This window comes from Achromobacter sp. 1L-A-4-B-C2, from assembly GCF_057291955.1.
This window is the reverse complement of record NZ_JBXAWP010000006.1, coordinates 41,110-53,579: the sequence shown is the minus strand read 5'-3', so window position 1 is coordinate 53,579 and position 12,470 is coordinate 41,110. Positions and strand designations below refer to the sequence as shown.

The following is a 12,470-nucleotide window of genomic DNA, read 5'->3' as shown; positions in this document are numbered from 1 at the left end:
GACCTCTGCTTAATCCGCCGTGCCCAGGTTGGAAGCGCGATTTGCCTGGGCCTAATGAGTCACCCGGGTCACCCAGTTATCGCGCAGACGCACCCAACTATGTTGACGATGTCCACCTGGAGCTATCCCGACGAACATCGAGCACCCGCGGAATTTTGATCCTGGGTGTGCCTTTGTGTGTGTGCTTCTTTATCTGGCAATTGCCCCTCTTTTTTGGCTACGGGGCGTTTTCTTCGACAGACGGGTCCGATGGCCTCACGACGATATTGATGTTTTTATTCCTGCTGGCCGCCTATTCTTACCTTGCAGCGTTTCTTTACCAAACGGACGTCTGTCCGCCGCGCGACCTTCCCATCCGCTTCAACCGGCTACGCCGAAAAATATATGTTTACGGCTTCCACATGGTTTGGTGGAATCCCTTCGCTCACCGTTACGTCACCACCGCCAGCCACGACTGGGACGATGTTCGCGCGGAAGTCTGGGAACAATGGGGCGCGTCATCCAGTGGAAGCCTGATGATCAAGTGGGGCGTCTCAATCGCCATCGTCAAGTCCGGTACGAACGAGGTCATCGAACGTTTCCACCTCAGCACCTACAACCAAGACCTGGACAATCTCTGGGCCTACGTCTGCACCTACATGCAACTAGGCCCCGACGCCTTGCCCCCGTGCGACATCGAACCACGCGATGCGAATGACGTGCCGGCATACAACCTGGCGCTGCGTTGGGCGCCGTTGGTTGAATGGCCCGAGGCAATGGATATCGAATCCCGGAGCGCGCCGTGATCCGCGATACCAGAGTGAATCAAGCTCGCGAAACAGCCAGAGGCTGACCCCTCCGCTGCCTTACTTCCAGCCACGGCCCACCGCCTTCCTCCACGCCTCACTTCGCGATGCGCGCATCCAGACTGTTATCCGCCAGCGCCTTCGCCTGATCTTGCGTCATGCCCAAATGTTCATGCAGCGCCTGAAAATTCTCGGTGACATACCCGCCGAAATAAGCCGGATCATCGGAATTCACGGTGACTTTCACGCCTGCGTCCAGCAGCGACAGGATGTTGTGGTCGCGCATGTGTTCGAAGACGCGTAGCCGGGTGTTGGATAGCGGACAGACGGTCAGGGGGATCTGTTCGTCGATCAGCCGCGCGATCAGGTTCGGGTCTTCGGCAGCGCGCACGCCGTGGTCCACGCGCAGCACTTTCAACAGGTCCAGCGCTTCCCAGATGTACTCGGGCGGGCCTTCTTCGCCCGCATGCGCCACGGCGGGCAGCCCTTCGGCGCGGGCGCGGTCGAAGACGCGCTGGAACAAACGCGGCGGGAAACCTTTTTCGCTGCTGTCCAGGCCGACGGCGATGAATGCGTCGCGAAAGGGCAGGGCCTGTTCCAGCGTGCGCATGGCTTGCTCTTCGGGCAGGTGGCGCAGGAAGCTCAGGATCAGTCCGCTGGATACGCCCAGCTGCTTGCGGCCGTCTTCCAGTGCGCGGCTGATGCCATCCAGCACGACCTGGAACGGAATACCGCGATCGGTGTGCGTTTGCGGATCGAAGAAGGGTTCGGTGTGCACCACGTTCTGCTCGCGGCACTTCAACAGGTAGGCCCAGGTCAGGTCGTAGAAGTCCTGCTCGGTGCGCAGCACGTCCGCGCCCATGTAATACAGGTCCAGAAATTCTTGAAGGTTGCCGTAGTTGTAGGCGCCGCGCAGCGCATCGATGTCGGGCCAGGGCAGCGCAACACCGTTGCGTTGCGCCAGCTGGAACAGCAGCTCGGGTTCCAGCGAGCCTTCCAGGTGCAGGTGCAGTTCCGCCTTGGGCAGTGCGTTGAGCCAGTCGTACATGGGTGCTCCGAAAAAAAGGGGCGTGTTCAGAAAAAGAGGATCGGCGAAAAGTGCCGGCGTTATAACGAACGATCACGCGGCCAGCGCGATGTCGTCCGCTTCGATGGCCTGCGCCAGATGCGCCGCGAAAGCGCGGGCCTGTCGGGTGCTGGGGCGGTCGCGCCGCCAGATCGCGGCAAGCGGGGACTTCTTGATCGCGGGGCGCGCGGGCAGCACGACCAGTTCGCCGCGAGCCTGGCGCACCGTGGCCACGCTGCCGGGCAGCATCCACAGGTAGTGCCCGTCCAGCAGCATTTCGCGGCCAAACTCCAGGGACAGGGCGCCGATCATATCCGGAATCGCCAAACCGGCCTGGCGCAGGGACATTTCCAGCTCGCCTCGGATACGGCTTCCAGGCAACGCGGTGATCCAGGGGTAAGCCACATAGTCAGCCAGCGTCGTGCCCGCCACCCCGGCCAACGGATGGTGCGTGGCGCAACCGAGCACGACGGCGTCTTCCAGCAAGGTGGTGGAACGATAGATCTGCGGGTTGACGGTGGACGAAAATCGGCTGATCAGCACGTCCAGCGCGCCCGCGTCCAGGTCTTCGATCAGGCGTTCGTGCGTGCCGATCTCGATGGTCAGCGTGATGCGCGGATAGGCTTGCCGAAACGAGCGCGCCGCCTGCGCCACCGGCCAGCCGGCAAACATCGAGAAGCAGCCGACGGTCAGGCTGCCTTCGTCGCCGCGCGACACGGCGGCCAGGTCGATCTCTGCCTTGCGAAAATCCGTCAGCAGCAGGCGGGCGTGGCGGCACATCGCCTCGCCCAGTGGCGTGCAGGTGGTGCCCTTGGCCGTGCGCTCGAACAGGCGCGCGCCCACCAGCTCTTCGATCTCGGCGATGGCGCGCGACAAGCCGGATTGCGTGCTGTGCAGCTGCGCCGCCGCTTTGGACAGGTTGCCCAGCTCGGAGACGGTCAGCACGATTTCCAGGTGCCGGATGCGAAGTTTGCCTCGGAACGGTGTCATGGTGCCTGGCCGGTGGAGATGTGCCGATTATTCTCCGCCGCGCACCGCTTGGCAACGGCGGGGCGGGTTTCAGATATAGTTCAGCGCCGATCCCGGCTGGACGCGCGCAACCATGAATTCATCCCTATTTTCCGCCCAACCGCTTGCTACGCCCTGCGCGAGCCGCGCGCGTTTGCTTGTCCGCATGGGGGCGGCCGGCCTGTTGACGTTGACCTTGGCCGCTTGCGGCGTGTCGCGCGTGGATGAAGTGGCCGTCACGTGGCCGTCGTTCAAAAGCGGCGAGCCGGTGGTGCTGCCTTCGGATCCCGCGCAATGTCCGGAGCTGGCGGGCACCTATCGCGCCCAGGGCGAATTGCGCGCGGGCGAAGTAAACGGGGCGTTAAAGGACTTGCGCACCTTCTTCCTGTATCCGCTGGACTTGCCCGGCATGCGCGAATCGCTGCTGCCGGAATGGCGGTCGACGGATCAGGCGACTGTGTCGATGGCGGCCGAGGGCCGGGGCTGGGGCGTGCTGGCGCTGGACGGGCAGGGCGCGAGGTCCGCCGCGCGGCTGCCGATGCAGGACGGCGCGCAGGATATGACGGCCATGCCGGGCGATGCGCGTTTGAACATGCCCGACGGCATCCGGCGCTACACCGGCTGCACCCAGGGCAGGCTATGGGTCAGCGTGCGGCACGATTGGCGCCAGCATGAAGCCATGGGTGTGCGACGCCACGTGGCAATGTTTCGACCTCAGGATGGCGGCCTGCTGGTGACGGTGCAGCGCGAGTCTGACAGCATCGGCTTGCTGCCGTGGTATTCCAACGAAAGCAGTGTGTCGCAATATTGGTTCGCGCCGGTTCAGCCCTGATTTTCATCCCGTATTTCATGCCCCCATGACTCGTAAAAACCTGCTTATCGTTGCCTTGGTCTTCATCGCCTTCATCCTGCTGACCGCGTTGTTCTGGCGGCAGCAGTTTGCGCATAACCCGCCTTCGCTGCGCGGCATGATCGAAGACCCGGTGGGCAATGACGCGCACGTGTATGGCGAGTCGCCGCGTCAGGACGCCCTGGCGCAGCGCGCCTTGCTGGCCGATGCGCAGCGCGGCAATCCCGATGCGCAATACGTGCAGGCGATGATTCTGGAACAGACGGATATGAAAGCCGCACTGCACTGGTACGAAGCCGCCGCCGCGCAAGGCCTGGAGGCGGCCATCGAACGCTTGCAGCAGCTGCGCGGCAACGCGGCGCCTCGGTAGGCGATTCTCGAAGCATCCGGCGCGGCCCTCGGCCCGTGCAAAATCGTCACAGCCCCTCGTTCGATTTCGGCGGCCGGTCGCGGTACGATCCGGGCTGACTTGGATTTTTCAGGAATACCATGCGTCTGCGTTCTTCACGCCCTCGAATCGATTCCCCTGGCCTGTCGCGCCTTGTGTTGGCGGCGGCCATCATCGCCGTCGCGGGCGCTGCTCAGGCGCAATCGCCTGCGTCCGCCACCGGCACGCGCGTGCAGAGCGCGCCTGCGCCGGCCCAGCCGCCGCTGACGCCCAAGCGCAGTTTTGACGACGTTGTTGCCGAGCAGGAAGCCACAAAGGCCGGCGCCGCAACGCCCGCGCCGGCCCCCGCGTCGGCGCCCGCTGCTGCTCCGGCCGCCGCTGCTCCGGCCGCCGCTGCTCCGGCCGCCGCTGCTCCGGCCGCCGCTGCTACGCCGGCCACTGCGACGCCCGCCGCGGCCCCCGCCGCTACCGGGACGCCCGCTACTACCGCTACCGCCGCGCCTGCCGCCGCCGCGCCGACGGTCATCATTCCGACCGAGCTGGACACGAAGGCGTGTATCGCCAAGTTGCGCAAGGGTGCCACCGCCAATGGCCTGACCGTGGCGGATTGGGATAAATACACAGCCAGCGCCAAGCTTCTGCCCACTACCGTTGCGTCCGCCAAGGGCCAGCCCGAAGGGCGCGAAAGCTGGTGGGACTACATCGCCAAGACCGTGGACGACGAACGCGTCAATGACGGCCTGGCGGTGATGAAGAAGGTGGGTCCGCAACTGGCCACCATCAGCCAGCAATACCAGGTGGACCCCGCCACGCTGGTGGCGATTTTTGGTATTGAAACCAACTACGGCCGGCAGATCGGCAAGACTGACGTGCTGAACGCCTGGTTGACGCGCGCCTGCACGGAAAACAAAACGCTGTGGGAAAAAAACGCCTACGCCTCGGTGCGTCTGCTGCGTGACGGCACGGTGCCGGCGGACAGCTTCGTGGGTTCCTGGAGCGGCGCTTTCGGGATGACGCAGTTCATTCCGACGTCCTTCTACGAACTGGCCGCCGATGGCGACGGCGATGGCCGCATCGATCTTTACAATTCGCTGCCTGACGCGCTGGCGTCTACCGCCAACCATCTGCGTAAGCGCCGCGCCAAGTGGACGCATGGGCTGCCGGCCGTGGTGGAAGTGCGCGTGCCGGCCGAATTGGCCGCCGCCATCCCGCCTGAACCGGACGCGGAGTACGTGGGCTCGCAAGACCGCCGCACGATTGCCCAGTGGGCGCAGGCCGGCTTGAAGCAGGGTGATGGGTCGATGCTGAAGCTGCCGTCGGGCAATGACGAGCAAGCCTATCTGTTCGCGCCCACCGGCGCCAAGGGGCCGGTGTTTCTGGCGACGGTGAACTTTGACGCCATCCTGCATTACAACCAGTCGCGCCGTTATGGGCTGGCGGTGTCGTTGCTGCTGAACCGCTTGCAGGGCCGCCCGGGCATCATCGCGGCGTGGCCGACGGATGACCCTGGCCTGTCGCGCGCCGAGATCAAGCAGTTGCAGGAAGAGCTGTACGGCCGGGGCTACGACGTGGGCGAGGCGGACGGCATACCCGGCGCCAAGACCCGCGACGCGGTGCGCGCCGAACAGGAACGCCGCAACCTGCCGCAAGATGGCCGGGTGGGCAAACGCATTCTGGATGCGCTGAAGGCCGACAAGCCCGACGCCCTGCGCGCGCGGCCCGCGAAGTAAGCCCGCCGTACCGGGGCGGCTACTGTCATGCGTCGCCTTGCGCCGCTATGATGTAGCCGCCCCGTTTTCTTTTCGACTGTCATGCCGCACGCCGCATTTCCTGACGTTTTCCTGACACCCCGCTTGCGCGCCGAGCGCATGCGTCAGTCGCACCTGTCGTTCATCACGCAGATGCATGCCAATGCGGACGTGATGGCCACCATGGGCGGTACGCGCGACGCCGCCGCCAGCCGGTTGTACTTGGCGCAAAACGTGGCCCATTGGCTGGACCATGGCTACGGCATGTATGTGCTGCAAACGCGGGAGCATGGCGCGTTGGCAGGGCGCGCCGGCCTGAAGTTCACGCTTACCGATGAAGGCGGCGCCATCGAGCTTGCCTACGCGTTCGAGCCGGATTGCTGGGGCCGGGGTTACGCCGTCGAGATCGCAACGGCACTGGTCGGATTGGGTTTCAGGCTGCTGCCGGTGGACACGTTGTGCGCGGTCGCGATCCGATCCAACGCGGCATCGCGCCGGGTGTTGGAAAAGATCGGCATGCGCCTGCTTGGCGATGTGGAGGCGGAAGCTGACAACGCCAACGCCAACAACGCCAACGCCAACAACGCCAACGCCAAGCCCGACTCAGACACCAAGGTCCGCTACGAGATTCACCGCGGGCAATGGCGCGACCAGCAAGACGTGGCCGATGCAAATACAGCGTTGCCGTCGCGTTAACATCCGGCCATGAGCACCCGCCTACCGACCCCGCCCGACGACGATCCCATCCCCGTCCCGCCGGAACCGCCCGCGCCGGATGAATGCTGCAACAGCGGCTGCATCCCCTGCGTGTACGACCGGTATGACGAAGCCATGGAAAACTATCGCCAGGCCTTGAAAGCCTGGCGTAGCCGTCATGAGGCGGTCAGCCCGCCAGCTTCATGTGAATGATGGGGAAGGGGCGGCCGGCGTCATCGTGCGCCGAGCGGCCGGTGTCGACGAACCCGTAGTGCTTGTAGAAGCCATGCGCCTGCGGGTTTTGTTCATTGACGTCCACCAGCAGGGTGCCATGCAGCGAACGGGCAAAGTTCAGCAGACGGCGGCCCGCGCCCTTGCCGCGCTTGCTGGCATCCACGAACAGCATGTCGACCTTGTTGCCCGTCAGCCCCATGAAGCCGGCGATGTCGCCGTCTTCGTCTTCGCAGACCCACACCCGCACGGACGGCAGGTAGGTGTTGAGGATCTGCGGGTACATGCCCTGGATTTCTTTTTCGGTCAGGAAGGAATGCGTGGCGCGCACCGAACGGAGCCAGATGTCCGCCAGGGCCAGGTCGTCGCCGTGATTGCGTTCTCGGATATTCATTTCTTATTGGTCTTTACAGCCCTGAGCGGTACAGGTCAGTCGCCGCCAGGACGGTTTCCATTTGCACAGTATGCGCGAAGATAAAGCGGTCGCCGTAGACCGTTTCATCCGGAAACTCGGAAATCAGCGCCAGCGGAAGTTCTTCGCGGTCGGTCTCGGTGATCTGCACGGGAATGCCGTTCATGACATCGAATCCCGTTTCGAGCGCATGCGCGTGAAACAGTTCCAATTGGCGCGCATTGAATTCCACCAGCCCCGGCACGTTACGCGCCAGCCGCGCGGTGACGCCTTCTATCAGGCGGCGCGCTCGGTCGCGCCAGCCCGGATGATGGCGCAGCACCAGGAAGAATCCCTTGGGAATCGTCCACAGCTCAAAATTGCGGGGCAGGTAGCCCGATAGCGGCCGGGTCCATTCGTGCGCGGGGTAGCCGTGCAAGTTGATGTGCAATTGCGCGCCGCTGATGGCATGCGCCTGATGGCGCCCGTCGCGTTCGAAAAACGGGGCGTGCTCGCGATACGCGATGTCGTCGCCTAGCGCGCTGTAGCGCGAGGCATGCAGCATGTGGCGCGGGTGGTGTTCGCGCAGGCGGTTGAACAGGGCGTATCCATCGGGGTTTTCCAAGGCGATCAGCGCGAAGTGCGCGTCGCCGCGTTCGGCCAGCGCCTGGGTGGCGCGCAATGCGCCGACGACGCCCGAGGTTTCGTTGGCATGCTGCGCGCCCGAAATGAACACGGCGGGGCCGGGGCCACGGACATAAGTCCCCAGCACCGGGCGGCCTTGACGCGACACTGCCTGGAAGGTGTCGCCGCCAAAAGCCGCCACACAGCCGGCGATCTGGCCCGCCGTCAGGGGCTCGCGGCACTGCGCCAACGGGGCGTTGGGCGGGACGGGCGTGACCGGTGCGACGTGCGTAAACGGCTCAAGCGATATCTGCACGCGCGCCGCGCCGTCATGCCGGCGGATGTCGGGAATGATCTGGCCGGGTTGCAAGCCGCGGTCACCCGACGGGCGGCCGGAATGATGCTGGAAATGCTCCAGCAACGTGAAATATACGTCCTCGTGCAGGGCTTCGAAGGTGCTGACGATTTCTTCATCTACCGGCAGCGCGAAGTCCATGCCGGGCAGGTCCACGCGGATCTCCAGGCGGTCGAAATACGGTTCATGCGCGCCCCACGGGTGGTTGCGCACCGTGTCCACGATGCTGCGGAACGCCTGCTGGTATTCAGTCGATTGCGCGCCATCGGTTTGCACAACGCCGTCAGCGTCCTGCACGCGCAGCCAGCCGGTAGGCGAGAGCTCGGGCGTGCCATCCTGGGCCGCGCCCACGACGTTGGGGGCGAACACGCGTGCGTCAACCTGGCGGCCGTCGGCGTAGGTCAGGGTGACGTCGTAATGCAAGTCGTTGGCGCCGGCCTGCATGACGACGCGCACGCCGTCCAGCAAAGCGATCAGCGGATACGCTTCGAGCGTGAAGCGCTTGGCCTGCGCGTGTTCATGCAGCGGGTAGCGCACCAGCGCGGACACCAGGCCCTCGCGCTGGACGTCTTCCAAAAAGAAATGCAGCAGCGGCTTGTAGGCGCTGCGAAAACGCGCGGTGACGCCGGCCTGCGCCAGCCGGGCCTGCGCCGCGCGGCGGGCTTGCACGCCTTCGAACAGCCAGCCTTCCACGACCGCGCCACGCCAGGCGGGCGCCAGGTAGGCATGGGTCCAGGCGTCCAGCGTGCGGTCAAATGTTTTATCAAGCAAAGACATGCTTTGTGTTCCTTCGGGGTTCAGGCGGCATCCTGCAAATTCACAAATGCCCCTTGCGGGGCATTTGGTCTTTTACACCTTTCCGGTGGGGTCCAGGCGGTCGCGCAGCCAATCGCCCAGCAGGTTCAGGCCTAACACGGTCAGCATGATCGCCACGCCGGGAAAGACGCTGACCCACCATGCGGTCTGCATATACGTGCGGCCATCGGCCAGCATGCCGCCCCAGCTGGGAATCATGGGATCCACGCCCAGGCCCAGGAAGGTCAGGCTGCTTTCCAGGAGGATGTTGTTGGCCACGTTCAAGGTCATCAGAATCACCAGCGGGCCCAGCAGGTTGGGCACGATGTGGTGGCGGATCATGGCCAGGTCACGCACGCCGAAGGCGCGGGCGGCCAGCACGAATTCGCGTTCGCGCAGCGCCAGCACCTGGGCGCGCACCAGCCGCGCATACTGCACCCACTGCGACACGATCATGAAGAAGATCACGTTGAACAGGCCGCCGCCCAGGATGGCAATGAACGTGATGGCCACCAGGATGAAAGGCAGCGCCAGCTGCACGTCGGCAAAGCGCATGACGATCATGTCCCAGAAGCCGCGGTAATAGCCGGCGATCAGGCCCATGACGATGCCCAGCAGCGCGCCGCCGATCACGGACGCAAAGCCCACCATCAACGAGATCTTGCCGCCGACGATGACACGCGCCAGCACGTCGCGGCCCAGCGGGTCGGTGCCGAAGGGATGCGCGGCCGACGTGAACGGGGCCATCAGGCGGGCGGCCAGGTCCATGGATTCGCCGCCATCGGGAAACAGCCAGCCCGACGTCAGCACCAACAGGATCATCACGCCGGTCAGCAACGCGCCCAGCACGAATTCCAGCGAACGATAGCGGCTGCGTGGCTTGAAAGGCTTGGGCGCGGCGGCGGTGGAGGAGGTTGTCTGCATAAGGCTCAACGCGTGCGGATACGGGGGTCGACGATGCCGTAGGCGATGTCGACGATCAGGTTGACCAGGACGATGACGGTGGCCAGCACGGTGACCGTGCCTTGCAGCACCGGGTAGTCGCGGCCCGAAATGGCGTCGAACGCCAGCGTGCCCAGGCCCGGCCAGTTAAAGACCATTTCAATGACGACGATGCCGCCGATCAGGCCGCCAAATTGCAGGCCCAGATACGTGATGAGCGGAATCGCGCAATTGCGCAGCGCATGCTTGTACAGCACCACGCGTTCCTTCAGGCCCTTGCTGCGCGCCACCATGATGTATTGCGCCGACAGCGTTTCCAGCATGGTTGTGCGCACCAGGCGGATGTTGGTGGCGCTAAGGATGATGGCCATCGTCAGCGACGGCAGCACCAGGCTGGCCGGTCCGCTCCAGCCCGAAGGCGGCAGCAGCGGAAAGGTGATCGACAGCAGCAGCACCAGCATCAGCGCCAGCCAGAAGTTTGGAAACGACAGGCCCACCAGCGACAGGATGCGGATGGCCTGGTCGGTGGCCTTGCCGCGCTTGATGGCCGCCTGGATGCCTAGCGGCAGCGAGATCAGAATCGACACGATCAATGACGTAAACGCCAGCATCAGCGTGGCGGGCAGGGCGTCGCCGATCAACTTGGCGACGGACGTGCCGCCCATGAAGCTGCGGCCGAAATCGCCGTGCAACAGCCCTTGCATGTACGACAGGTATTGTTCGTGGAAGGGGCGGTTCAGGCCCAGCGCCTGGCGGATGTTGGCCAGGTCTTGTTCGGTGACGCTGCCCGAACCCTGGCTGAGCATCAGCGCGGGGTCGCCGGTCAGACGTACTGCATAGGAAACCAGCAATGTCACGGCGACGATCACGAAGACCGCCTGCAACACGCGCTTAATAAGAAATCCGGTCATGAGGCGCCGCCCCGGTTTTCACCGGAGCGGATCAGTGAGTGAATGCTATGAGTCCTGCTCGAACCCTGCCAGGGAAGGCCCCGAGGCCGGCCTTGCCGGCCGCGGGCTTGTCCCTGGGGCGAAGCGCCTGGCGCTTCGGGGCCGTTACTCCACGCTGGTCTGAAGGAAACGGAAGCGGATATCGCCGGGCACTTCCAGGTTCTTGACGCGCTTGTTCACGCCCACGATCGTGTTCAGGCTGTACAGCGGCATTTCCAGCGCCTGATCGGCGACGTACGCAGCGATTTCCTGCAACATGGCTTCGCGCTTCTTTACGTCATAGACGGTGCGCTGCGCTTCCAACATGGCGTTCAGCTTGGCGTCGTTGTCGTACGGGTTCCATTTCTGGCCCGTGTGATACATCAGGTACGCGGTGTTGTCGTAGTCGTACGTCCAGCCGCCCCATTGGTTTTGCCACATCTCGCCCGTCTTGCCGCCCGGGATGATGTCGTTGAGCAGCACGCCGGTTTCATACGGCTTGATGGTGGCGCGCACGCCCACGCCTTGCAGGTAGCCGGACACGGCCTGGGCCACTTCGCGGAAGTTCGAATCGCTGCCGCGCACGTCGATCTGCACGGTGGCGCCCGGCTTCACGCCGGCGGCGGCCAGCAGCTTCTTGGCTTCGGCGGGGTTGAAGGGCAGCGGCTTTTGCTCGGGGTTGTAGCCGAACGATTGCGGGCCCTGGAAGCTGGCAATGACCTTGGCCTGGCCCAGCAGCAGCTGCTTGACGATGGCCTCGCGGTCCACCGCCATGATCAGCGCGCGGCGCACGTCACGGTTCTGCGTGATGCCGCCGCTGGTCTTGTAGCGCAGGGCAAAGGCGACCGGGCCGCCCGTCGAGATAACGTCGGCGTTGCCCGACTTCTTCACCGTTTCGATCAAGCCCAGCGGGATCAGCGTGGCAATGTCGATGCGGCCGGCTTGCAGTTCGGCCACTTGCGTGCCGGGTTCGCTGATGAAGCGGTACACGACCTTGTCCAGCTTGGGCTTGCCGCCCCAGTAGTCGTCGTTGCGCGCCAAGGTCACGTTGACCTTGGGCTGGTAGCTTTCAAACTTGAACGGGCCGGTGCCGACCGGGTTCGTGTTGAAGTAGTCCTCGCCTTTTTCCTTGATGTACTTGGGCGGCACGATCATGGCGCCGTAGCCGGCCAGCTTGGTCAAGAGCACGGGGTCCGGCTGCTTCAGGATGAAGTCGACGGTGTAGTCGTCCACCACCTTGATTTCGCCGATGGAATCGTAGTTGGACTTTTGCGGGCCCTTGGCGCCTTCCGCGCCCAGCAGGCGTTCAAACGTGAACTTCACGGCTTCGGCGTTGAAGGGTTCGCCGTTATGGAACTTGACGCCTTCGCGCAGCTTGAAGCGTAGGCGCTTGTTGTCGTCCAGGTATTCCCAGCTGGTGGCCAGGCCGGGTTGCAGCTTCAGGTCGGCGCCGCGCATGGTCAGGCCGTCATACAGGTTGCCGCCCACCGAGCCCCAGAACGTCACAAAGGTGTCGATGGGATCCCAGCTGCCCGGGTCCTGGTTGATGGCTACGCTGAGCGTGCCGGCGGCATGCGCGGTCGAGAAGACGGCGGGCATCGCGCCGCCCAACGCCAGGGTCAGGGCGGTGGCGGTGAAGGTGGTGCGTAGGAATTGCATGTT

The 12,470-nt window shown here is 64.4% G+C and carries 13 protein-coding genes; 6 read left to right on the top strand and 7 right to left on the bottom strand.

Going from position 1 to position 12,470, the window contains the following annotated elements; genetic code table 11:
• The first annotated feature begins 269 nt into the window (after positions 1 to 269).
• Positions 270 to 785 (top strand): DUF6708 domain-containing protein, encoded by a 516-nt coding sequence (locus AC0Z35_RS25365; RefSeq protein WP_485133261.1) that lies wholly within the window; start codon positions 270 to 272, stop codon positions 783 to 785.
• A gap of 97 nt (positions 786 to 882) precedes the next feature.
• On the opposite strand, the gene AC0Z35_RS25360 is transcribed toward AC0Z35_RS25365, so the two are convergent.
• Together AC0Z35_RS25360 and AC0Z35_RS25355 are read right to left on the bottom strand one after the other, a co-directional pair.
• The gene (locus tag AC0Z35_RS25360) at positions 883 to 1,833 is read right to left on the bottom strand and encodes an adenosine deaminase (protein WP_120156301.1); all 951 of its coding nucleotides are present in this window, start codon (positions 1,831 to 1,833) and stop codon (positions 883 to 885) included.
• A gap of 72 nt (positions 1,834 to 1,905) precedes the next feature.
• Positions 1,906 to 2,841, bottom strand: a complete 936-nt coding sequence (locus tag AC0Z35_RS25355; RefSeq protein WP_120156300.1) for a LysR family transcriptional regulator — start codon at positions 2,839 to 2,841, stop codon at positions 1,906 to 1,908.
• 112 nt (positions 2,842 to 2,953) lie between these two features.
• Here AC0Z35_RS25355 and AC0Z35_RS25350 point away from each other — a divergent pair, with 112 nt between their 5' ends.
• From AC0Z35_RS25350 to AC0Z35_RS25330, 5 genes are all read left to right on the top strand, one after another.
• Positions 2,954 to 3,691, top strand: a complete 738-nt coding sequence (locus AC0Z35_RS25350) for a hypothetical protein (RefSeq protein ID WP_485133262.1) — start codon at positions 2,954 to 2,956, stop codon at positions 3,689 to 3,691.
• Positions 3,692 to 3,716: 25 nt separating this feature from the next.
• Entirely contained in the window at positions 3,717 to 4,079 is a 363-nt protein-coding gene (locus AC0Z35_RS25345) for a hypothetical protein (protein WP_046806968.1), read from the top strand.
• 119 nt (positions 4,080 to 4,198) lie between these two features.
• A complete protein-coding gene (locus AC0Z35_RS25340) occupies positions 4,199 to 5,827 on the top strand; it encodes a lytic murein transglycosylase (RefSeq protein WP_485133263.1) in 1,629 nt (542 codons plus the stop codon).
• A 138-nt stretch (positions 5,828 to 5,965) separates the two neighbouring features.
• Positions 5,966 to 6,541 (top strand): GNAT family N-acetyltransferase, encoded by a 576-nt coding sequence (locus AC0Z35_RS25335; RefSeq protein ID WP_485133264.1) that lies wholly within the window; start codon positions 5,966 to 5,968, stop codon positions 6,539 to 6,541.
• 9 nt (positions 6,542 to 6,550) lie between these two features.
• Complete coding sequence (locus AC0Z35_RS25330; protein WP_082134625.1) at positions 6,551 to 6,754, top strand: oxidoreductase-like domain-containing protein; 204 nt, start codon at positions 6,551 to 6,553, stop codon at positions 6,752 to 6,754.
• Here AC0Z35_RS25330 and AC0Z35_RS25325 read toward each other — a convergent pair.
• The 5 genes from AC0Z35_RS25325 to AC0Z35_RS25305 all read right to left on the bottom strand — a co-directional run bounded on the left by AC0Z35_RS25325 (position 6,729) and on the right by AC0Z35_RS25305 (position 12,467).
• Complete coding sequence (locus AC0Z35_RS25325; RefSeq protein ID WP_046806971.1) at positions 6,729 to 7,166, bottom strand: acetyltransferase; 438 nt, start codon at positions 7,164 to 7,166, stop codon at positions 6,729 to 6,731. The two genes, AC0Z35_RS25330 and AC0Z35_RS25325, sit on opposite strands and share 26 nt — an antisense overlap.
• A gap of 13 nt (positions 7,167 to 7,179) precedes the next feature.
• Positions 7,180 to 8,919 (bottom strand): M14 family metallopeptidase, encoded by a 1,740-nt coding sequence (locus tag AC0Z35_RS25320; RefSeq protein WP_219990501.1) that lies wholly within the window; start codon positions 8,917 to 8,919, stop codon positions 7,180 to 7,182.
• A 72-nt stretch (positions 8,920 to 8,991) separates the two neighbouring features.
• Positions 8,992 to 9,861, bottom strand: coding sequence for an ABC transporter permease (locus AC0Z35_RS25315; protein ID WP_046806973.1), 870 nt, complete (start codon positions 9,859 to 9,861; stop codon positions 8,992 to 8,994).
• A 5-nt stretch (positions 9,862 to 9,866) separates the two neighbouring features.
• A complete protein-coding gene (locus AC0Z35_RS25310; RefSeq protein ID WP_046806974.1) occupies positions 9,867 to 10,790 on the bottom strand; it encodes an ABC transporter permease in 924 nt (307 codons plus the stop codon).
• 144 nt (positions 10,791 to 10,934) lie between these two features.
• A complete protein-coding gene (locus AC0Z35_RS25305) occupies positions 10,935 to 12,467 on the bottom strand; it encodes an ABC transporter substrate-binding protein (protein WP_485133265.1) in 1,533 nt (510 codons plus the stop codon).
• Positions 12,468 to 12,470 lie beyond the last annotated feature (3 nt).